General features: G+C 46.1%; 20 protein-coding genes. 6 read left to right on the forward strand and 14 right to left on the reverse strand.

What is annotated here, in order from left to right; all coding sequences use genetic code 11:
* Positions 1–77 precede the first annotated feature (77 nt).
* From JFT56_RS07500 to JFT56_RS07520, 5 genes are all read right to left on the reverse strand, one after another.
* Positions 78–530, reverse strand: coding sequence for a FlxA-like family protein (locus tag JFT56_RS07500; RefSeq protein ID WP_198783041.1), 453 nt, complete (start codon positions 528–530; stop codon positions 78–80).
* A gap of 177 nt (positions 531–707) precedes the next feature.
* The gene (locus JFT56_RS07505) at positions 708–1,130 is read right to left on the reverse strand and encodes a VF530 family DNA-binding protein (RefSeq protein WP_198783042.1); all 423 of its coding nucleotides are present in this window, start codon (positions 1,128–1,130) and stop codon (positions 708–710) included.
* A 132-nt stretch (positions 1,131–1,262) separates the two neighbouring features.
* Positions 1,263–2,711: a carbon starvation protein A gene (locus JFT56_RS07510; RefSeq protein WP_198783043.1), complete on the reverse strand. Its 1,449-nt coding sequence runs from the start codon at positions 2,709–2,711 to the stop codon at positions 1,263–1,265.
* 190 nt (positions 2,712–2,901) lie between these two features.
* On the reverse strand, positions 2,902–3,612 hold the full coding sequence (gene btsR, locus JFT56_RS07515) for a two-component system response regulator BtsR (RefSeq protein ID WP_198783044.1): 711 nt from the start codon (positions 3,610–3,612) through the stop codon (positions 2,902–2,904).
* Positions 3,609–5,291, reverse strand: a complete 1,683-nt coding sequence (locus JFT56_RS07520; protein ID WP_198783045.1) for a sensor histidine kinase — start codon at positions 5,289–5,291, stop codon at positions 3,609–3,611. The genes btsR and JFT56_RS07520 overlap by 4 nt, the downstream gene beginning before the upstream one ends.
* Positions 5,292–5,418: 127 nt before the next feature.
* On the opposite strand from JFT56_RS07520, the gene JFT56_RS07525 reads away from it, so the two are divergent.
* A complete protein-coding gene (locus tag JFT56_RS07525; RefSeq protein WP_198783046.1) occupies positions 5,419–5,661 on the forward strand; it encodes a YecH family metal-binding protein in 243 nt (80 codons plus the stop codon).
* 39 nt (positions 5,662–5,700) lie between these two features.
* Here the strand turns inward: JFT56_RS07525 and JFT56_RS07530 are convergent, their stop codons facing one another.
* From JFT56_RS07530 to JFT56_RS07555, 6 genes are all read right to left on the reverse strand, one after another.
* Complete coding sequence (locus tag JFT56_RS07530; protein WP_198783047.1) at positions 5,701–6,042, reverse strand: replication protein RepA; 342 nt, start codon at positions 6,040–6,042, stop codon at positions 5,701–5,703.
* Positions 6,029–6,697: an AAA family ATPase gene (locus JFT56_RS07535; RefSeq protein WP_198783048.1), complete on the reverse strand. Its 669-nt coding sequence runs from the start codon at positions 6,695–6,697 to the stop codon at positions 6,029–6,031. Before JFT56_RS07535 ends, JFT56_RS07530 begins: the two co-directional genes overlap by 14 nt.
* A gap of 77 nt (positions 6,698–6,774) precedes the next feature.
* Positions 6,775–7,077 (reverse strand): PilZ domain-containing protein, encoded by a 303-nt coding sequence (locus tag JFT56_RS07540; protein WP_198783524.1) that lies wholly within the window; start codon positions 7,075–7,077, stop codon positions 6,775–6,777.
* Positions 7,078–7,236: 159 nt separating this feature from the next.
* Positions 7,237–7,641, reverse strand: a complete 405-nt coding sequence (locus JFT56_RS07545; protein WP_198783049.1) for a phosphate-starvation-inducible protein PsiE — start codon at positions 7,639–7,641, stop codon at positions 7,237–7,239.
* A gap of 124 nt (positions 7,642–7,765) precedes the next feature.
* Entirely contained in the window at positions 7,766–8,938 is a 1,173-nt protein-coding gene (locus JFT56_RS07550; RefSeq protein WP_198783050.1) for an NnrS family protein, read from the reverse strand.
* Between the two features lie 214 nt (positions 8,939–9,152).
* Entirely contained in the window at positions 9,153–9,662 is a 510-nt protein-coding gene (locus tag JFT56_RS07555) for a DUF2062 domain-containing protein (RefSeq protein WP_198783051.1), read from the reverse strand.
* Positions 9,663–9,694: 32 nt separating this feature from the next.
* On the opposite strand from JFT56_RS07555, the gene JFT56_RS07560 reads away from it, so the two are divergent.
* From JFT56_RS07560 to JFT56_RS07575, 4 genes are read left to right on the forward strand one after another with little or no spacing between them, the layout of a single operon-like run.
* Entirely contained in the window at positions 9,695–12,019 is a 2,325-nt protein-coding gene (locus tag JFT56_RS07560; RefSeq protein WP_198783052.1) for a DNA internalization-related competence protein ComEC/Rec2, read from the forward strand.
* Between the two features lie 32 nt (positions 12,020–12,051).
* Positions 12,052–13,860: a lipid A export permease/ATP-binding protein MsbA gene (gene msbA / locus JFT56_RS07565; RefSeq protein ID WP_198783053.1), complete on the forward strand. Its 1,809-nt coding sequence runs from the start codon at positions 12,052–12,054 to the stop codon at positions 13,858–13,860.
* Positions 13,861–14,874 (forward strand): tetraacyldisaccharide 4'-kinase, encoded by a 1,014-nt coding sequence (gene lpxK, locus JFT56_RS07570; protein ID WP_198783054.1) that lies wholly within the window; start codon positions 13,861–13,863, stop codon positions 14,872–14,874.
* Positions 14,861–15,040 (forward strand): Trm112 family protein, encoded by a 180-nt coding sequence (locus tag JFT56_RS07575; RefSeq protein WP_007647343.1) that lies wholly within the window; start codon positions 14,861–14,863, stop codon positions 15,038–15,040. The genes lpxK and JFT56_RS07575 overlap by 14 nt, the downstream gene beginning before the upstream one ends.
* A gap of 68 nt (positions 15,041–15,108) precedes the next feature.
* Here the strand turns inward: JFT56_RS07575 and JFT56_RS07580 are convergent, their stop codons facing one another.
* Positions 15,109–15,573, reverse strand: a complete 465-nt coding sequence (locus JFT56_RS07580) for a hypothetical protein (RefSeq protein ID WP_198783055.1) — start codon at positions 15,571–15,573, stop codon at positions 15,109–15,111.
* A gap of 150 nt (positions 15,574–15,723) precedes the next feature.
* Here JFT56_RS07580 and JFT56_RS07585 point away from each other — a divergent pair, with 150 nt between their 5' ends.
* A complete protein-coding gene (locus JFT56_RS07585) occupies positions 15,724–16,413 on the forward strand; it encodes an energy-coupling factor ABC transporter permease (RefSeq protein ID WP_198783056.1) in 690 nt (229 codons plus the stop codon).
* 54 nt (positions 16,414–16,467) lie between these two features.
* On the opposite strand, the gene JFT56_RS07590 is transcribed toward JFT56_RS07585, so the two are convergent.
* Both JFT56_RS07590 and JFT56_RS07595 read right to left on the reverse strand, forming a co-directional pair.
* Positions 16,468–16,824, reverse strand: a complete 357-nt coding sequence (locus JFT56_RS07590; protein WP_198783057.1) for a glutaredoxin family protein — start codon at positions 16,822–16,824, stop codon at positions 16,468–16,470.
* A gap of 276 nt (positions 16,825–17,100) precedes the next feature.
* Positions 17,101–20,346 carry a DUF748 domain-containing protein gene (locus JFT56_RS07595; RefSeq protein WP_198783058.1) on the reverse strand — a complete coding sequence of 1,082 codons (3,246 nt, stop codon included), beginning with the start codon at positions 20,344–20,346 and terminating at the stop codon, positions 17,101–17,103.
* Positions 20,347–20,584: the final 238 nt, after the last annotated feature.

Genomic DNA, 20,584 nt, shown 5'->3' on the forward strand with positions numbered 1-20,584 from the left:
AACAAATCCTTCTCAACAAACCCTTTACAACAAGGAGGCCTCCTCAAGGGGCGAATTCTCAACGCTCGGTGATGTCACTATCCCGCTGACTCTTGGGCATCGCGCATTTTTTTATCCATTAAGACCGCTATTTGATTGCTGAGCAACATGATCTGCTCTTGGATCAACTTACGTTGCTGCTCTGCCGTCTTTGAGTTATCGCCTGCAAGTTTTGTGAGCATTTCTTGGAGCGCCTTTATTTGCTCTTTTATGCGTTCAATTTGTTCATCGATAAGCGATGTGGGTTCTTCTGCATCGGCGCTTTCGGCTTGTTGTTTTTTCTCTGCGTTACTGCTTCGCAATGCTGCACCCACTTCCGTTGCTAGAGCTGCGCGCCCAGCATCGGATATTGACACACTTGCTTGAGTGTCATCGCTTTGGGGATCCGCTGTCGCGGTTGAGGTTGCCGTTTGAGTGGGAGCAATAAAGGCGTTTGAGACGGATTTAAATGCCGAACTATTGGCTGCGATGTTTAATCCATTAATGTTCATCGGATATCCCTTATAACGCTTGATGTATAGAATTTAACCTATATCGGCGGCGGTCCAAAAAACTCGAGTCGATTAACCCATAAATTGCCGGCAATGGGCTATCGTTGGGGTGTTGTGTGTCCAGCCCTTTGTTGTCTAAAGGGCTGTGTTAGGCGGTGCTGTCTGTGTGAGGAGACGTTAGTCCCGCGTTCCCCAAATATGACTGTTGACATTGCCATCAGTGGCAGTCGGCTCCGTCCCTTTGCTCGGCTTTTTACTCTGAGCAGGGTTACTCTGCGTAGAGGAGCTCGGCGTTTTATTCGAAGCCATGGTTTTAGGGGGAGTAGTCTTAGCCCTGTGGGGCGCTGAATTACTCGCCTCTGATTTAATCGGTAGAGGGAGTTTATTGGCTTTTAAGTACAAATATTCCACTTTTTCCCTTGCCCAGTCGGTTTTTCTTAGGAAACGTAGGCTCGATTTAATGCTGGGATCATGGGTAAAACAACGGATTTTGATCCGTTCACCCAATTCTTCCCAGCCATAACGCTCGACGAGGTCGGTGATAATGGTTTCTAATTTAATACCATGCAGTGGATTATTGGCTTGAGTCATATTTTGCATATTGCAGTGAACTATGGCGGGATTATAGCAGTTTAGTGGCTGAAGTTAGAGCCTATTTATGGCCATAAAAAAACAGGCACTATTGAAAGTGCCTGTTTGGGAGCATTTGCTTAGACTAAGCTTGTTAGACGCTTATGCTTCGTCGGGTAACTCCGCATCGCTATCGACTTCGCCTTTACCTTTGGTTTTTACAATCAAAAGTCCTGTAATCACTAAGGTAGAGATTAGACCTGCAATGGTAGATAAGGTCATAGGTAAGCCAGCACCTAAGGTTGCAGAGTTGAGCAAGAAGGTGATGACGACTGTGGTCATAAACATGGCTGGAATAGTACAAATCCAGTGCAGTTTATTATGGCGTAGCAGATAGGCTGAAGCTGTCCACAGCATAAGTACTGCAGTCGCTTGGTTCGCCACACCGAAATAGCGCCAAATCACCCCAAAATCGACTTGAGTCAGCAGACCACCAATCACAAACAAAGGTATCGCAAGCACTAAGCGCTTAGGTAAGGCCACCTGTGGCATTTTAAAGAATTCAGCCAAAATCAGACGGGCGGAGCGGAAGGCGGTATCACCTGAAGTAATAGGCAGGATAATCACCCCTAGGATAGCCATAAAGCCACCGACAGCGCCTAACAAGCCAGTAGAAGCCTCATATACGACGTTAGCAGGGTTGCCTGACATACCTGCGCTAAGGCCTTCAACGCCGCCGAAGTAAGAAAGCGCAATCGCACACCAAAGCAGTGCAATAATACCCTCACCAATCATGGCACCGAAGAACACAAAGCGGCCATTCGTTTCATTTTCAACACAACGTGCCATTAATGGAGATTGGGTTGCATGGAAGCCTGAAACGGCACCACAAGCGATGGTGATAAATAATGCCGGCCAAAGTGGCATGTCATTTGGATTTAAATTCTGGAAGAAATCGCCAGCTTGTACATTGGGCAGTAAGGTATGCTCGCTCGACAGAATAATGGCGAAGGCCAGACCAAAGGACATAAAGAACAGCAGGGCGCCAAAAAATGGGTAGAGTCGACCGATAATTTTATCGACAGGTACCACAGTCGCGATCAGATAATAAACGAAGATAATACCCACAAAAATGCTGACATCCCAGCCAGTCAGTTTGCCAAGCAGGCCCGCTGGTGCCGAAATAAACACCACGCCTACGAGCAGTAGTAATATGATCGCAAACACATTCATAAAGTGTTTTGCACTCTTACCTAGGTATTTCCCCGCGAGGTTAGGCACAGATTGGCCACCGTTACGAACGGATAACATGCCCGAGAAATAATCGTGAACCGCACCTGCGAAAATACAACCGATCACAATCCACAGCATAGCTGCAGGACCATAGAGAGCACCGAGGATTGGACCAAAAATTGGGCCGACGCCAGCGATGTTAAGTAATTGGATTAAATAGACTTTACCCTTTGACATCGGCACGTAGTCGACGCCGTCCGTTTGGGTGTAAGCCGGTGTTTGACGTTTAGCGTTAATGCCGAAGACTTTTTCGACAAAGGCGCCATAGATAAAATAGCCGCCGATCAGAAGACCGACGCAGAGCAGGAACCACATCATATTGTTATCTCCCCATTTGAGTTGAGCAGAGTGTAAACAAGTTGTTTACCTAAAACAGGGGGATTTGGTTAAGAGGTCGATAATGCAGCGTCAGCGGCAATAGGATGGCGTGAGCGGTTACATACGTATGTCTTACACAAGTAAGCATCGCCCTAAGCGGTGTTCTGGTGCGGTTAAGTAGTTAAAATAGCTATTGAAAACCAAACAATTGCTTAAGGCTTTTAAGATAACGGCGCGATACGGGCACTTTGTCTCCGAGTAGGGTAGTGACCTCAGCGCCAGTATCGAGCAACTCAATCTCGGCGATAGCCTTTGGTGAGATAAGATATTGACGATGACAACGCACGAGCGGCGTTTTTTCCTCTAGTACTTTCAACGTGAGTTGGGTGTGGACTTTTCCCTTAGTGCAGGCGACATGGATGCCGCTTAAATCACTAAATACGTATTCCACATCCCCAATAGGAATGACTTTTAACTTGCTACCGCTGTAGCAGGGCAAGTGCTCGAGGCGGGATGGTGCTATGGCATTGACGGCCTGTGGTGTAAGATCTTTGCGAACACGTTTGAGGGTTTGATTGAGCCTATCGGCATCTATGGGTTTGAGTAAATAATCGAAGGCATGGCTATCGAAGGCCTTTACGGCAAACTCATCATAGGCGGTAACAAACACGATTTTAGGCAAGGTTTCAGGATCGAGCATGGCAATTAACTCCATCCCTGAGATCCGCGGCATTTGAATATCGAGGAAAACCAGTTGGGGCTTTTCCTTAGCAATGGTTTGTAACGCCTCTATGGCATTAGCGCATTGGCCGATAATATCAATGTCGGCTTCTTGACCGAGGAGATCGGCGAGCTCCTCACGAGCAAACAGCTCATCATCCACAATTAAACAAGTGATCACGTGTTTGTTTCCGTTGGTTCTATGGGCAGACGAATGGTGATTTTAGTGTATTCATCCGGCTCGCATTCTACTGTGATGCCATATTGTTCGCCAAATAGGTTTTGGATCCGTTTATGGACTAAGTTCATTCCCAGCCCTTCGGAGCCAGTTATGGGCTGATATAAACCTGCATTATCCGTGACATCTAACTCTAAAATATTGTCATCTAGCTTACCTGTTACTTTGATTTGCCCTTGTTCTATCATATGGGATGTGCCGTGTTTGACGGCATTCTCTATGATAGGTTGCAGGGTAAATGCGGGCACTTTGCAGTGGTAGAGTGACTCAGGTATGGCGATATTAACTTGTAATTTATCAATAAAACGCGCCTTCTCAATCGTGAGATAGGAGGCGATGTGATCGAGTTCATCCCCGAGGGTGACTAGGCCTGTGGTGCGCTTTAGGTTTATCCGTAAAAACTGCGATAGCTGTTGTAATAGCTGTTTGGACATATCAGGATCGCGTTTGATAATCGCACTGATAGTATTGAGCGCATTAAATAAAAAGTGTGGATTAACTTGGGCTTGCAGCAGTTTTAACTCCGCCTGTGTGAGTAAGTTTTGCTGTTGTTCGAAGCGTCCATACAGAATTTGGTTGGATAGCAAGCGTGCGATACCTTCACCTAAGGTGCGATTAATATTCAAGAACAGTTTATTTTTAGGTTCATACAATTTAATGGTGCCTATGACCTCAGTGTCACTACGCAAGGGGATCACTAGACTCGAGCCGAGTTTACATTGGGCCGAAATCGAACAGGCATAGGGAGTTTCGACGCCATCGGCAAACATCACCTTATTTTGATTTATGGCCTCAAGGGTGATTTTTGATGAAATAGGCGTGCCTGGGATATGGTGATCGGCGCCGATCCCGATAAAGGCTAAAAGTTTTTCCCTATCCGTAATCGCGACTGCACCCACATTGGTCTCTTCAATCACAATTTGAGCTACTTTGCCGCTGCTTTCCTCATTAAAACCTTTAGAAAGTAAACCCACACTGCGTTCGGCAATTTTGAGGGCTTTAGTCGAAAAGCTTGAGGAGAGTTTATCGAACATCGTCTTTTGATCACGGATCATGCTCATAAACAGCGCCGCACCAATAGAGTTTACGAGTAACATCGGCGGCGCAATTTGACGAACAAGTTCCCATGCATCGTCAAATGGGCGTGCAACCAACAGGATAATGCTCATTTGCATCATCTCAGCGTAGAAGGTGACTAAACACACCAGCAATGGATTGTAGATAAGTTCGCTCTTACCCGCTCTGCGTAGATAAAAACTGATCATCCCCGACGAGAGGCCTTCCAGTGTCGTCGATATGGCGCAGGCGATATCGGTAAAGCCGCCCATACTGTAGCGATGCAATCCCCCCGTCAATCCGACTAACAATCCGGTTACTGGACCGCCTAATAAACCACCCAGAACGGCACCCATGGCGCGGGTATTGGCAATCGCACCTGAGGTTTGCTCGCCAAAGTAGGTTGCCATAATGCAGAAACTGGAAAAAATTAAATAGATAAAAATTTTGTGGGGTAAGCGTGGTGAGGTTTCTGCAAATAGCTTAAAAAGCGGTGTTTTACTGACTAAGTAAACAATCACTAAGTACAGTGACATCTGCTGGGTGAGTAAAAGGATCAAGGACATAGAGGCTCACATGTGCGTCACAGATGTCGGGCAGCGGACCAAATTAACAGTATGTGCGCGAGATCAGGGTTCAAATTCAACAGTTCGGCTATAAAGAGCAATCTTAATTGCATCTTTTGGAGGATACATGTCCGACTCTGTTCACGGTCATGACGTTATGGCGCTGATGGTAGCTCAAGGAAGCCCCATTTTAAAGCATGAATTGATCACCCTTATGGCACAGAAATTTGGTGATTCTGCGCGTTATCACACTTGTAGTGCTGAAAATCTCACAGCAATTGAGTTGCTAAGCCTACTTATGGGTAAAGAGAAGCTCCAAGAAACGGAGTTGGGAATGACACTCGTCGCTGGACGGCAGTGCCATCATTGAGATCGCTAAATAGGTTTAAAGGAAGATAATTGCTGCTGATTAACGCTCATCTTCATCTTTATGGACGATTCTGTGTTGCTCGGCGGCAGTGCGTTGACTGAACTCTTCAATTAAAATCCGCAATAAGCGAGACTTAGCAACTTTAGTGTCCTTTGACAGTATATCGAGTTGGGAAATACTGGTTTCTGTGAGCGTAAAAGTGGCGTGTCGGTATATTTTGGCCGACTTTTTATCTAACCCCCGTTGAACATTTGTCGGCGGCGCAGCTAAAAGACTCGCCTTACCTAAGGCGTAGTTATTGGCATCCTCAATAAAATCATCGACAGAAACCGGCGTGATGATTTGTTTGGGTTTCTTGCGTTTAAGATCAGTTAAGCTCATAGCTATTTTCTGGTGGTAAAGTGAATAACTCATCCACTATGGCGCGAATTTCATCAGCGGCTTTACCATCTGGCTCAATTTCGATGACCGAAGAGCCTTTTTCCTCACTGTCATCATAAATGTTACGGCAAAAGGTAACAGAGTTGAGCACCCTTAGCCCAAAGGATTGCACTACGTCTTTTGCCTCTAAAATACGCTTAAATTGTGTTGGCAGAGCAGGGCATTGCGTCAACACTATGGTGGCCACCATTTTAGGATTGACCATCTTACAGGTACTTAGCATATCTTCCATATGGGGGAGGGTTTTAAGATCTCGCCTCTTAGGCCTAAGGGGAATTACCACATAGGTCGCTACCGACATAGCGGCACGCATTGCGAGGTTATCCTGGCCACCACAGTCAACAATCACATAATCGAAACGTTCATTCAGGCTCAGTAAGTCATTGCGAATTTTGCCATAGAGCTGAATACAGTTGATGGCGGGCAAACTGGGATCATTGTTTCGGGCTTGGATCCAATCTGAAGTGGTTCGCTGTGGATCACAATCGACCATCAGGACGTTGGCATCAAATTTCTGCTTAATATAAACCGCGAGGTTTTGCGCGAGACAACTCTTGCCACTTCCTCCTTTCTCACCACCTACCAACAAAATCATAGTGACGTCCCCTGCGTGGATCTTTCAATTAATTCAGTGTAGAACAGCCCAGCTTACCCTGCGTAGCTTAAGTAAAATTAAAGCAATTGCATGGCGATATGGTAGCTTTGCTCGTGGCATTGAGAGCAACGGCATACTTGGCCCTTAACGGTATTTTGCTGGGAGGTATTGGGATTAAAAGTGATTTCGATTAATTCACCCAGCGCGAAAGGTTTTTTATAGTCGAATAAAATACCTCTTCTGGCTAAATCGATACAAACGCCTTCATCTGTGTGTTCGACTCCCAGTTGATCGCTCCAATGTAGGAGGATACGTTCCGCTTCCATATCCACTCGCAGTGATGTGCGTTTTTCTTCAAAACCAGTAGCATGGTCACCCATAACTCGATTGCCCCGTAAATAATTGATCCCAGTAAAACTTAGCATAATTGCTTTTTCACAGAATACCAATGTGAAAGCTAGGTCTTTGATAATAGTTTTAAAACGAGGACGGCAGGTGCTAGTGAATGAGCCTTCAATAGCACCAACTCAGGTGATTGATTAATTGTCGTATTCTTGATTTTTAGGGTAAGGCATTTTTAATTGACCCCAACGGATGACGATCACCGTTCCCGCTAAGATCAAGGTTGAAATAGAAATCGCCGCAATGCGCCAATCATCCATGCTTTTCATATCTAAGATCAGGTAACGGGCTAAGGCCACAATAGCAATATAGAGTGGCATACGTACCGGGAGTTTGCCTGACTCTGCATAGTTAGCCACCATGGCTAAAACTTCGAGGTAAATAAACAACAAGAGCAAGTCAGCAAGTGCGACCGAACCAACTGAGAAAATGTGAACAATTTCTTGTCCGATGGCGACGACGGTGGCGATGGCGATAATGATTAATACTAAATGCTCTACGGCTTTTAGCCCTTTGGCACCGTATTGGCGATAAAATGGCATAGCAACTCCCTACTAAATATTTTTATAAATAGTAACAGTAAAAATACGTTAGTAGGGAAAAGTGCGGGAATTCTCTGTGACTCAATTCACAAGATATGCATTGGTCACAGAGAAATTGACAAGCTTAACCTGGACGTCCATCGGCCCTAGGTTGGCAGAGCATTGGGCCATAACAATAGCAGAAGCAGCCAAAGGCTAAGATCCAGCCACTAATAGCTCCTAGCAGGAACTCACTTGACCATTGGGTGAGTATCCCAGCGAATACCCTCAGGAGGGTTGCTATTAAAATGAGGGCAAAACCCAATACCACAGGACGCGGTGGCTTAAGTTGTCGACCCGTATGACCGAGGGATACCCGTGACATCATCGCAAGTATCATGCCGCCTAAACCGCCTACCGTGATGGCATGCATACCTACCGAGAGTGGCAGTCCTACGGCAATTAATGCCAATCCTATGGGAATGCACAAATAGCTTAAGTGTAGCGACCATAGTAGTGGGACTCCCCAGCTTGCCCGCCATCCCCAGCGATTCCAACGTAGCAACAGCACTAGGCCTGCCAGACCTGCGATGACTCTGATGCTGAGTTCATGTTGTAAAAACAGACTCATCGTTAAGGCGAGTAAACTGGTAAAGCTTAACCATTCAAGCCAAGGTAGTGAACTTTCGCGCTGCCATTGGGTTGCTCGCTCGGTGAAAAAGGGGATCACGCGGCCACCGAGTAGGGCGACGATAATGCTGATTACCAAAATTGCGCCATATAACCCATTGTTGATCCACTCAAACTTTTGGGTAAGTAGCCCGTAATAACTGGCCGCATTGAGCAGGGTGAGCAAGCTTAAGATTGGGATAAAGACAAAATTACGCCATTGACGCACTTGGATAACTGATATGGCGAGTAATGTGGCTGTGAGTGGTAAAAAGAGTAAATCGAGTACCATTATCAGAGTAAATGGTATTCCAAAGGGGGCGAACAATAAAATCCGTGGTAGTAGCCAAACACAAAAGAGTCCGAGTAGGGCTAAGCCTTTTACCCCAGGTCGACCTGTCCAGTTTTGAACTGCAGTGAGTAAAAAACCAGCGACGACGGCACATGTAAAACCAAAGATCATCTCATGGCCATGCCACCATAATGGATTGAGTGTATTAGGTAACACATTTATCCCAGAGAGAAATCCCCCCCAGACAATCAATGCAAACAGGCTAAAGACACTGGCAAAGAGGAAGAAGGGTCTAAAGCCTAGTCGAAAAAGTGCCATTTTAGGTTGGAGGTGAGCGGGCTCGTCGATGTTTAACATAAAGTATGACTTAAGTTGGGGGAAAACTTGCCATATTTTAAGCTGCAAATTAAATGTATGTATATATCCCATAGTGAGTACTTGACTAACCAGGTTGGGTATTATAGCTATTTTAGGGCGGGATTTAGGGGGGAGTTGACATTGTGTTTAACGTCAAGCCAACGTAGGCCAAGAAGCATAGTCTGGGCCTATATTATGAGTATAAGCGATTGAATTACTTATTCTTACGTTTTTGCCACTTAAACATAATGGAGTATTTCCAAAGGTTGCTGATCAGCAAATAGCCCGTTGCCGAAAAAATGACACCTAATGTCAGACAGCCTAATAAAAAGGCCGGGCCAATAGTGGCCAGCGAGGCTTCAATCCACTGCAAACTTGCCTCGAAGGCAAATTCCTGTGGCGCATGGCCGAGGATTTTTGCGCCTAATAGGTAAGCACCATAAAACATCACGGGCATAGTTAAGGGATTTGTGATCCATACTAAAGCGACCGAAACTGGGATGTTGACGTTAAAGAAAATTGCAAATGCCGCGGCAACGACCATTTGAAATGGCATAGGTATCCAAGCCACAAATAGACCAACAGCAAAGGCACCTGGGGCTGATTTTCTGTTTAATGCCCACAGATTAGGGTTGTGCAGTAATTGTCCGAACATGCGTAAGTGTTTATGCTCACGCAAAGTTTCAGGCTTTGGCATATATTTTTTTATTAATTTTTTTGGCATAGGCTGAAATTGCTGTCTTAACTTAATTCACTATGAATCGATTCATCTTTGGCTTTAGTGCCACCTTGTTGTCGGCGATGTTGTGGCCATCGTTGCCGCCAGTCAGTTATTTACCCTATCTTTTCGTTGGGGCCATTATCCTATATCAAAAAGCCCCCATTTGTTCGGGTGGACTCTTTGCTATGGTTTGGCTAACTGGTTTTTGCTTAGGATTATCTAGGCAGGATCTTCCAGTGTTACAACAACCTATTCAGGTGAGGGGCGAAATCATATCACTAGTTAGTCGAAACAGCGACTGGCTAAGTTTGGATATCGCCATCATTAAACCAAATTTAATCTTAGGGCCACAGGCTAAGTTAAGGCTGACTTGGAAGGAGCCCCTTGAGGTTGAAGTGGGCCAAGTTTGGTTATTTACCTTGATGCCTAAGAGCATCTCGAGTGTTTTAAATCAAGGTGGATATAACGAACAAAAGCAATTGATTAGCCAGCATATCGTCGGCAAAGGAAGAGTTATAAAAGCTGAGTTGCTCGAATCCAGTCCTTCATTACGAAATCGGCTCATTACACAGCTAAGCCCGCAGCTGTCGACATTGCCACAGGGGGACATACTGCTGGCGCTTATTTTAGGCGATAAGCGGCTTATCTCCCAAGAGAGGTGGCAGGCACTCAGGCAAACGGGGACGGGCCATCTCGTTGCTATCTCTGGTTTGCATTTATCTGTGGTGACCGCATGGATTTATGTATGCGCCTTGTTTGTACTGATCCGCTACGCCCCCAATCCGAGCCGTCGAAATGTGGTGCTTTCCTTAGTGCTTGCCAGTGGCGGGGCGCTTTTTTATGCCTATCTCGCTGGGTTTGGGGTATCGACACAGCGGGCACTGGTGATGATCCTACTATTGATGTTGTTGAGCCTATTAAAGCGTTTTTCTAGCCCCTGGGAACGCCTATTATTTGCCTTATTTGTGGTGTTGTTGATTGACCCATTATCGTGTTTAAGTGCGGGATTTTGGCTGTCATTTTGCGCGTTAGCGATCATTTTATACACCCTAGAAACGGCCCCCAAATCGCGGCTTTTGGCTGAGAATACCAATCTTGCGGTACGTTTTGGGGCAGGTTTAAGGCAGTTCTGGTCGATTCAGTGGCGGCTAAGTCTCTGCCTTGGGTTAGTGCAAGCGATTCTTTTTGGGGGGATGAGCATCCACAGTTTATGGATGAATATGCTTGTCGTGCCCTGGTTTAGTTTTGTGGTTATTCCATTGGCCATGGCGGGCTTTGCACTTTGGTGGCTGAGTACACTGTGGGGAGCCTCATGGATAGGGTTATTACGCCTAAGCGATTGGATGTTAATGCCCTATGACAAATTATTAGACATCAGTGGCAGCTTGCCAGCCCACTGGCAAGCTGTGCCAGAGAGTGCCTTGGCCATCGGGCTTTTTGCATTGTTAGGGGGAATACTTTGGCGTTATATCCCTCGCCAGTATCAATACTGGCCCTGGTATGGCGTGATGGGGTGCTTCTTTATCCCACTGATATGCATTGTTTTATTTAAATGGTTACCGCTTAAATCATCTTCTTGGACTGTGCATCTATTAGATGTTGGCCAAGGGCTCGCCGTTGTGGTGGAAAAGGATGGCAGGGGGCTCATTTATGATACTGGGGCCGCATTTAGTGATAATTTCAGTTACAGCGAACGGGTGATTGTGCCATTTTTGCACACTAAAGGTATTGAAGAGATTGATTATATTTTTATTAGCCACAGTGATAACGATCATGCCGGCGGTGCTGCTGTACTCGCTCAAACTTATCCGCAGGCGCAGTGGATAACCGATGTGCCTCATCTAAGTGGGCAGGCTTGTCGTCCTAACCAAATAGGATGGCAATCGCTTAACTTGTCGGTTCTGTCACCAGACATAGCCATCGCGGGGAATAATGGTTCCTGTGTGCTGCGGATCGGTGATGGTCAGCAGAGCATATTATTGACTGGCGATATCGAGAAGGAAACTGAGGCAAGATTAACGACGCAGGCACAGATGCAGTCGACATCCTTAGCGAATCAGGTGCTTATCGCGCCACACCACGGCAGTAAAACCTCATCGACCGATGCTTTTATTGATGCCGTTTCACCGGAACTCGTATTGTTTCCTGCTGGGCTTGCCAATCGATATGGATTTCCTAAGTCTGCAGTTGTCGAGCGATATCAACGGCGGAATATTATGTATCTAACAACAGGGGAAGAAGGGCAAATTAGTGTGATTTTTCAGCAGAATGAGCGGATCGTTAAAACCTACAGGCGGGATTTAGCGCCATTTTGGTACAACCGCTTGTTTAGATTTGGTGACTTGATTAATCCAGAGTAGAATGGCTACTTTGCCATAATTTAGTGTTATCAATGACAGCATCTCCTAAAGACGAAATGTGGACAGTTTTCAAACGATTACTGGGCTATCTTAAACCGATGAAGGGCATGTTTTTGCTTTCTGTTACGGGACTTATCATCTATGGTCTCGTCGATGCGGCTTTTATCGCTTTCATCGGCCCTTTTATCGATAAGGGTTTTTCTAGTGGAACGCCCGCGGCGATCAGTAATGGTATTGCCTTGCCAACGAGCCAAGGCTTCCATGCCGACAACAATATACTGATGATGGCGCCTATCGTTGTTATTTTAATGTTTTCCCTGCGCGGTTTTGCCAATTTTGTGTCGACCTATGGCATCTCGTACATGAGTGCGCGACTGATCATGGATATGCGTCAGCAAGTATTTGAGCATTATCTCAGTTTGCCTGTGAGTTATATGGATAAGGAAAACACCGGAAATTTGATTTCTAAGGTGACCTTTGACACTGAGCAAATTGCCCGAGCTTCGGGGAGCGCCTTGATCTCCATCGTCCGTGACAGTGTGACTGTGATAGGCATGTTAGTTCTGATGTTTTACAACTCATGGAAACTGTCCCTGTGCATTCTGGTGATCGGCCCGATTATGGGGTTAGTGATCACTGTAGTGAGCCGCCGCTTCCGTAAAGTCTCTAAGCAAATTCAAACGGCCATGGGCGGCGTGAGTGCCACCACAGAGCAGATGATCAAAGGCCATAAAAACGTCTTAGCCTTCGGTGGGCAAGAAACCGAAGTGGCTCGTTTTGCTAAAGTTAATGATCAAAATCGCCATCAAAATATGAAGTTAGCCGTAGCACAGGCAATCAGCCAGCCGCTGATCATGGTGATAGGCTCCTTCGCATTGGCATTTGTATTGTATGCCGCCAGTTTAGATAGCATGAAAGCCGATCTGACCGCAGGGACCTTTGCCACTATCCTTGGGGCCATGATGGCCATGTTACAACCCATTAAAAACCTGACTAAGGTCAATGCTGAATTTCAGCGGGGTATTGCCGCTTGTACTACGGTATTTGAACTGCTAGATACCCAGCCTGAATCCGATACTGGTACTTATACCGTTGAGCGAGCAAAGGGGAATTTACGTTTTGAAGGGGTGAGCTTTAGCTACGACGGACAGGAGCGACTCGCCCTAGATAAAGTGGATTTTGAGGTAAAACAAGGGCAAACCTTAGCCCTAGTCGGTCGTTCTGGATCGGGTAAATCGACCATTGCGAGCCTAGTGACGCGTTTTTATACTGGGCTTGAGTCCGGTGATATTCTACTCGATGACATCAGTATCTACGATTACACATTAAAATCCCTTCGAAATCAGGTGGCCTTAGTCTCCCAGCAGGTGACCCTGTTCAATGACACTATTGCCAACAATATTGCCTATGCCTATCCAGGTTCAGTGACCCGCGAACAGATTATCCAAGCGGCAACCTTAGCCCATGCGATGGAGTTTATCGAGCATCTGCCCGAAGGGCTCGATACCCAAGTGGGTGAAAATGGCGTCTTACTCTCCGGTGGACAACGCCAGCGTATTGCCATCGCGCGCGCCATGCTACGTGATGCGCCTGTGCTTATCCTCGATGAGGCGACATCGGCACTGGATACTGAGTCTGAAAAGGCTATCCAGCAGGGCTTAGATAATTTGCGGCAAAATCGTACCTCAGTGGTGATTGCCCATAGGCTCTCCACGATTGAGAGCGCCGATCAAATTCTAGTGGTCGATCAAGGCCGTATCGTTGAGCGTGGCACCCATAAATCCCTATTGGAATTGGGTGGTATGTACGCCAAGTTGTATCAAATGCAATTTGGTCACTAGATGCAGGCACTCGTTAATAAAATCTGGTATCACGGTCATCCACTGCAGTGGCTATTGCTGCCGTTTTCAGGGTTATTTGCGCTGATCACTGCGGTGCGCCGCGGTTTATTTCGTCTTGGCATTAAATCCCAAACAAGTCTGCCAGTACCTGTGATTGTGGTTGGAAATATCACAGTCGGCGGCAGTGGCAAGACACCAACGGTTATTTATCTCATCGAGTTACTCAGAGCAAAGGGATTTAACCCAGGGGTGATTAGCCGGGGTTATGGCGCGGATATTCGAGGCGTCAGAGTCGTTTCAACTGGAGCAAGTGCTGCTGAGGTTGGGGATGAACCGGCGATGATAGTGGCCCGCACTGGGGTGCCTATGGTGGTGGGGAGTAAAAGGGTTGAGGCGGCTAAAACCTTGATCAGCGAATTTAGTGTCGATGTGATCATCTGCGACGATGGCCTACAGCATTATGCTCTTGGGCGGGATATTGAGCTGGTGGTGATCGATGGTCAAAGGGGATTAGGTAACCAACATCTGCTCCCCGCTGGTCCACTCCGTGAAGGCGCTTGGCGGCTCGAACAAGTGGATTTTGTGGTGGTTAATGGCGGCCCTGCCAATGACGGGCAATTTGCGATGCAATTGCTCCCTACAGAGGTGAGGGCGGTAAAGGGAGGCGCTGTGAATGGGGGATTTGATAAAACTCAGCCTCTGATCGCTATGGCTGGAATTGGCAATCCCGCGCGTTTCTTCGACTCTTTGCAAGCCGAGGGCTACCAGTTAGCCTTATCCCACGGGTTTGATGATCACCAAGCCTATGATAAAAAACAGTTATGTGATTTGGCGAAAGATTTTCCGTTGATGATGACCGAAAAAGATGCGGTTAAATGTCGCGATTTTGCACAAGAAAACTGGTGGTATTTGGCGGTCAATGCCAAGCTATCCCCACAATTTGATGAGCAGCTGTTAAACCGTCTTCACGATGTGGTTGCAGCGAAACAAGGAAACTCTCATGGCATTCGATAAAAAACTTTTAGATATAGTAGCTTGCCCAGTTTGCAAGGGAAAACTTGAGTATGATAAGGCAGCGCAGCAGTTGATCTGTAAAGCCGATAAATTGGCTTACCCTATCACCGAAGGTATACCAGTATTGCTGGAGAATCGTGCGATTCCGCTCACTGAAGCCGTTTAATCTCAAGACTGTGATGCGCGTCCCTGATACGCGCATCGCATTTATAGCAATCGTATCAATTCTGTAGATTAATAATTCACAAATTTTTGCCTGTCAGTTGCTGTCGCCCCTTCCTTGCATTCGCCGCGGATCTCCCCACGCCCAGATTCAATGATCCGACTCAGTTCGAAATAGCCCTCACGGCAGTAACCCGTCATTTCTAAGGTTTTAGTGAGGCCGAGCACAACCTGTTCCCCCCAAACTTCGAGAATGTCTTCATGCTCTTTTCGGCTTCGACGTTGTTCGCGGGGATCTTGATCCATCTGCCGCATACGCTCTTCATGGGGAAGTGGGCGTTCAGCCATATCACGACTCGATTTATCTTCGACTAAAGCCGCCTGATAGGTAAATAGCTTTAGGCCATCGGCTTTGATCTCTGTGGTCAATTTATCTTTTAATTTACCCGCCAATTCCGCGGGGTCAATCGGGGCACTACCGCAGGCAATAAGGGTAAAACAGCCGAAGATGGCGAGGCTAAGTGATTTACGGGACATAATAAACGTTAACTCTTAGGTTATTAACTCCCAGAAGAATACCTTAATATGGCGACAAATATCATAGATTTATGGCATTTTTTGCCAAGTGCGACTAGGACATTTAAGCTCTACTGAGTCGCAGGGGCAGTGAATAAGGGATTTATATCAATGTGGGAGTTCTGGTCGAACCGCTTAACGCAAATTGAATGGAGTTTAAATTCAGTGCAACTGATGGCTTTATTGCTGTTAGGGCTATGGGTTTATGCCATTTGGCCGAAGGAAGAATTACAACAAGTTATTAAAAATAAAGGATTACAGTGGCGATTGTTGCTAGTCCTCGTGGTGATTAATAGCCTGTGGATGTTAAATGCCAGTATTCAAATTGGGTTGCATTTGCACTTTTTAGGATTAGTGACCTGTTTGTTGATGTTTGGCTGGCGTTTAGCCACTGTGGCTTTACTCCTACCGAGTGCTTTTTTTAGTGTTTTTGTGTTGAAGCAACCGGGGGAATTTGGCGCGTTTAGTCTATTTTCCACGGCCATTCCGTTGTTTTTATCTTTTATGTTTTACAGCCGCAGTTATCATCTTTTCCCTAAACATATTTTTGTCTTTATCTTTGTGGGTGCCTTTATTAATGCGGGATTATCAACGGTATTTCATCAGTTAAGTTGGGCGGCTTGGCTTTGGTTAGCTGCCGATTACGATTGGGGAGTGTTAGTCGATAATTATTTGATGTTGATCCCTTTGCTGGCGTTTCCGGAAGCCTTATTAAATGGGATGGCGGTGACATTGCTGGTGGTGTATCAACCCCAATGGTTGTTTGACTATTCTGATCGCGAATATTTGTGGCGTAAATAGAGGCAGTGAATGTGAACAGCAAAGGCACGCAGTATTCACTGCGCGCCTTTGACGCTATGCGAAACGTTGGTCTAAGTAACTGATAATATCCTTAGACTCATATAACCATTGCACCTCATTACCTTGCTCAATACGTAAACAAGGCACTTGCTGTTTGCCACCTTGGGTGATGAGCTCATCCTTGTGTGGTGATGTTTTAGCGTCGAGTGTTTGGATATTGAGCCCTTGACGGCGCATCGCGCGGCGTACTTTGACGCAAAAAGGGCAGGCTGGATATTGGTAGAGGGTCAGTGCTTGCGTTTGAGCATCGATTTTTTGTTGTTCAGCTAGGGGACGATGACGCTTTTTAGGTGCAAAAACAAAGTTTAACAATAAAATGATCCGGCCTAAAATCCAACGAATAATAAACATGTTTACCTCAAATAATCAGGGGAATAGGGATTGTTATCGGCATTTACTGCCATGCTATTTTGCAATCCAACTTTGCAATCTTTAGCGTGCTTAGGGTTAATTCCTGTGTGAAAGGGATTATTTAGCCCGCTTTTGCCTAGGGCGCCAAAGTGTAACCTAAGCCACTAGGCTGACCAACAATTAAGTCGCAAACCCTTTGCTAGATGCATTAACGCCCAGCAATGGCTGGGCGTTAAGGTATTTATTGAATAGAAAATGGCAATTTAGTTAAACAATTTATGGCACATCTATCGTCATATTAACTTGCGCGGCATTTTGGCTGAGTGTCACTCGGCTCTCGAGCAAGAAAATCCGCTCAGGTGCTATACCCTTCGACTCAACGAGATAGGTTTTGACTGTTTTTGCCCTTTCTTGAGCGAGATCCCCAAGCATACCGTCGGTGACATTCTGGGCTTTTACGCACAGGTTATAGAGTGCAATGTGCCAACGGGTCGTGATTTCATCATCCGTTAATGGGGTGTCTTTGGCATCATTGATGACAGTGTCCTTAATCAACTGTGGATCCGCTGCCACTTCCTGTTCGTAGAGTTTGATTAATGCCTCGGCCAGGGGCCCTTGGGTTGGAAATTGGCTGGGGCTTAAATCTGCCGGTAAATCACTAAACTGGATGTTGGCCAGTTTGGCTAACTTACGCTTCATCATGCGCTGGGCGATGGTTTGACTGTCGTTAATGGCATCGACACTACCTTCAATACTGAGTTTTAGCATAGGCCTATCGGTTAAGGCGCTGGCAAGTTTATCTAGGCTTTCTTGGGCTTTGCTATCGAGGACAACATCACCCGCGCTGAAGCTGATTTTATCTAAGGTTTCATCCGAACCAACGAGGCCCGCGAGGAAGGAGAATGGCGCGGTTACCACCTTAGTGATCACATTTGTGAGCGCCGTCATAATGATACTGCCGACACTGAAACTGGGAGAGTCTAAATCCCCTGAGACTTCCATGCCTAAGTCGATGACGCCATTTCGATCCTGTAGCAGGGCGATGGCTAAAGTGATGGGCAGACTGGTTGCTAAATCACTATTACTCGGTTTGCCAAGTTTGAGCTGATCGATCACTAAGTGATTGCTGCCCTTAAGTTGGTTACGTTCAAGCTGATAGTTGAGTGCGAGTGACAGCTGACCCTTATCGATATAGTAACCCGCATAGGTGCCCGAATAGGGGTTGACTGAGGTGAGTTCAACACTTTTAAAGACTAAGTCAAGGTCAAGATAAGGCATATCTAACAGTGGGTTAATATCGCCTTTGAGGGTAACTGGGGCATATTTATCAATCTTGCCTTTAATATCGACCGAAGCTTTTGTCCCCGGAGTTGACGATAAATGCTTGATATTTCCCTCTAGCTGTTCAATGCCCGAGGCAAAGTTTGGCGTTAAGGAATTATCGGCAAAAAAGGCCGAGCCTTGGCTAAAGCTTATCTGTTGAATATTCAAACTTAGCTCTGGTCGCGCAGATACCGCTGGTGTTACCGACACATCACTCGACGCCTTTTGGGCGGAGGCCGTTTTTATCACTTTAGTACCTGTCTTAGCCTCTGGGGGACTGATAGTCGCACTTTGCGCGGCGGGCGTCTCAACAATCAGATTACTAATATTGGTGCTTCTATCTTTTGCGATAACAACCTTAGCGTAGGGCTGATTAAAGGCTAAATGATCAATGTCGATTCGATTCTTTTGCTGGTCAAAATTCAATTGATTAATGTGCATTTTCTGCCATTTTACCAAAGGAGCATTACGCAAATTATCCAGAATGGTTAAATCATCCAGCTCAACACTGCCCCGATAGATGGCTTGACCTTTAGCATCGGCACTGAGTTGCCCCGCAGTGCTAAGGACGCCGCCCTTGAGTTGGATATTCACATAGGGGGCTAAGTAGGGCTGAAATTGCGCTAATACGAGTTTATCCACCTGTAGTTTTGCCGCAATTGCGCCAGCGGTGGCATCGATTTGACCTTGGGAGGCGAGTTTGCCTTGGCCATTGACGGCCAATGAGACCTCATAATCAATGGGATCCTTTAAATCACTCACAATCGCTTGGGTGGAGAGATCCAATGGATAGATGCGCCATTGCTGGGCTGTTGTGCTGAGTTTGTGTTCCTTAATATTGATGTCGTAATTTTTAAGGCTGAGCCCGTCGAGTTGAACTCGCCATGTCGGTTCCGCCTCTGCTTGGGTTGTTGATTTAACATCTGTATTTTCGGCAATATTGGCGGCCGCATCCTGACGTTGGCTTTCGTTATCTGGGGCTGCGTTTTGCTTTGGGTTGGTGGCCTCTGATGCAAGCTGGGATTTGGGTGTCAATAGCCTTTCGAGATCAATACCTTGTTCATCAAACAATGCGTGCAGCGCTAAGCCTTCACTGTGTATCTGTTTGATATGGATTGTTTGTTGTTGCAGATCCGTATCAATACCATCAACGGCCAACAGGGGAAGATGGATAACTTGCTGCTCTTTGTTGATTATATTGAGTTTCTCAAGAATTACTTGACCACGTTCAGAGTGCAGCTGTAACGGCATATTATCTGATAACTCAATTTGATAATCTGTTTTCGCGCTGATTTCGCCGTTGTCTAGGGCGACGTAAAATTGCTCATCGATAAATTGCCACAGAGGTGTCAATTTGAGCTTGGCAATTTGAACATCTCCAACCACCTTAAGTGGCGAGAGTTGAAACTGTCCCGCTAGGCTGATTTCCCCCCCATGCTCATCCTTAAGTTGCACTGCGTAGTGGTTATTGACCTGCAAAGGGGGAATATTCGAAGTGTTATTTGCCGCTGCGGGCTCAGTTTTAGGATCGAGTTGCTCTGGCGTGGCGACTGTCGTGTTTGACGTTTGTCCCTTTGTCGCCATAGTGTACTCAGTATCTAAGTGATTGAGTTTTATGTTGATACTGGGGTAATGGACCTGGGCCTGAGTGATATTGTCATCGAAGCTAAATTTGCCTGCGGTTAAGGTGAATTGCCCAAGCATTATGCGTAGGGGCTTAGTGGGCTCCTTGGGTTCTGCTTCGGTGGATGGCGCCGAATTTTGCGCCAGTGTTGTCAGTATATCGTCAAAATTAAAGCTTTCTTTGCCTTGCTGTTGAGTGCGACGGATCTCAACATATGGGCCTTGCAGGTGAACATTTTCAATAACGAGCGCTTGATTAAACACCGATTGCCAAAAGTTGACCTCGAGTTGAATCGCATCAATACCGGCAAATGGACTATTGTCTTTCTCTTTTAGCGTAAGCTGAGTTAATTCTACTTGATAAGTAAAGGGATTGAGTCGCAACTCTCCCACAGAGACTGGGCGGCCTAAGAGTTGCGATATTTTCTCTGGCGCGAAGGACACTATGGTGTAGGGGATGATGAGCCCTAGGGTGATGACATAGCTTAGATAGGCCGTGGCCAAATAGACAAAAACTCTTTGGTATTTGGGGCGTTTAACGAAGGCATATTTTAAACGTGAGAGCTGGGTCATCATAGTAGGATCAAGGCTCCGATGCGCAAACTAGCGCTAAATCTATCAATAAATGCTGCCATTCTAGCGAATAATACTTAGTTTTACACATATTGTTTTCCATCTTTTCTAGTAAAATCTGAGCATTACCTTATGGTTACTCATCTAACCCTAAGCTGACATTAAAGGGTAGCTTCTATTTTACAGTTGTACTTTTTAACGCTTGTGATCACGCAATAACCCCAAATGAGCCGCGCTTAGG

The sequence above is a fragment of the Shewanella putrefaciens genome (assembly GCF_016406305.1).
GTDB lineage: Bacteria > Pseudomonadota > Gammaproteobacteria > Enterobacterales > Shewanellaceae > Shewanella > Shewanella putrefaciens_C.

What these genes read in the sequence shown, in the direction of transcription:
- JFT56_RS07500 (WP_198783041.1), bottom strand. Translation starts at nt 530, where the DNA reads ATGAACATTAATGGATTAAACATCGCAGCCAATAGTTCGGCATTTAAA.
- JFT56_RS07505 (WP_198783042.1), bottom strand. Translation starts at nt 1,130, where the DNA reads ATGCAAAATATGACTCAAGCCAATAATCCACTGCATGGTATTAAATTA.
- JFT56_RS07510 (WP_198783043.1), bottom strand. Translation starts at nt 2,711, where the DNA reads ATGATGTGGTTCCTGCTCTGCGTCGGTCTTCTGATCGGCGGCTATTTT.
- JFT56_RS07520 (WP_198783045.1), bottom strand. Translation starts at nt 5,291, where the DNA reads ATGTCCTTGATCCTTTTACTCACCCAGCAGATGTCACTGTACTTAGTG.
- JFT56_RS07525 (WP_198783046.1), top strand. Translation starts at nt 5,419, where the DNA reads ATGTCCGACTCTGTTCACGGTCATGACGTTATGGCGCTGATGGTAGCT.
- JFT56_RS07530 (WP_198783047.1), bottom strand. Translation starts at nt 6,042, where the DNA reads ATGAGCTTAACTGATCTTAAACGCAAGAAACCCAAACAAATCATCACG.
- JFT56_RS07535 (WP_198783048.1), bottom strand. Translation starts at nt 6,697, where the DNA reads ATGATTTTGTTGGTAGGTGGTGAGAAAGGAGGAAGTGGCAAGAGTTGT.
- JFT56_RS07540 (WP_198783524.1), bottom strand. Translation starts at nt 7,077, where the DNA reads ATGGGTGACCATGCTACTGGTTTTGAAGAAAAACGCACATCACTGCGA.
- JFT56_RS07545 (WP_198783049.1), bottom strand. Translation starts at nt 7,641, where the DNA reads ATGCCATTTTATCGCCAATACGGTGCCAAAGGGCTAAAAGCCGTAGAG.
- JFT56_RS07550 (WP_198783050.1), bottom strand. Translation starts at nt 8,938, where the DNA reads ATGTTAAACATCGACGAGCCCGCTCACCTCCAACCTAAAATGGCACTT.
- JFT56_RS07555 (WP_198783051.1), bottom strand. Translation starts at nt 9,662, where the DNA reads ATGCCAAAAAAATTAATAAAAAAATATATGCCAAAGCCTGAAACTTTG.
- JFT56_RS07560 (WP_198783052.1), top strand. Translation starts at nt 9,695, where the DNA reads ATGAATCGATTCATCTTTGGCTTTAGTGCCACCTTGTTGTCGGCGATG.
- msbA (WP_198783053.1), top strand. Translation starts at nt 12,052, where the DNA reads ATGACAGCATCTCCTAAAGACGAAATGTGGACAGTTTTCAAACGATTA.
- lpxK (WP_198783054.1), top strand. Translation starts at nt 13,861, where the DNA reads ATGCAGGCACTCGTTAATAAAATCTGGTATCACGGTCATCCACTGCAG.
- JFT56_RS07575 (WP_007647343.1), top strand. Translation starts at nt 14,861, where the DNA reads ATGGCATTCGATAAAAAACTTTTAGATATAGTAGCTTGCCCAGTTTGC.
- JFT56_RS07580 (WP_198783055.1), bottom strand. Translation starts at nt 15,573, where the DNA reads ATGTCCCGTAAATCACTTAGCCTCGCCATCTTCGGCTGTTTTACCCTT.
- JFT56_RS07585 (WP_198783056.1), top strand. Translation starts at nt 15,724, where the DNA reads ATGTGGGAGTTCTGGTCGAACCGCTTAACGCAAATTGAATGGAGTTTA.
- JFT56_RS07590 (WP_198783057.1), bottom strand. Translation starts at nt 16,824, where the DNA reads ATGTTTATTATTCGTTGGATTTTAGGCCGGATCATTTTATTGTTAAAC.
- JFT56_RS07595 (WP_198783058.1), bottom strand. Translation starts at nt 20,346, where the DNA reads ATGATGACCCAGCTCTCACGTTTAAAATATGCCTTCGTTAAACGCCCC.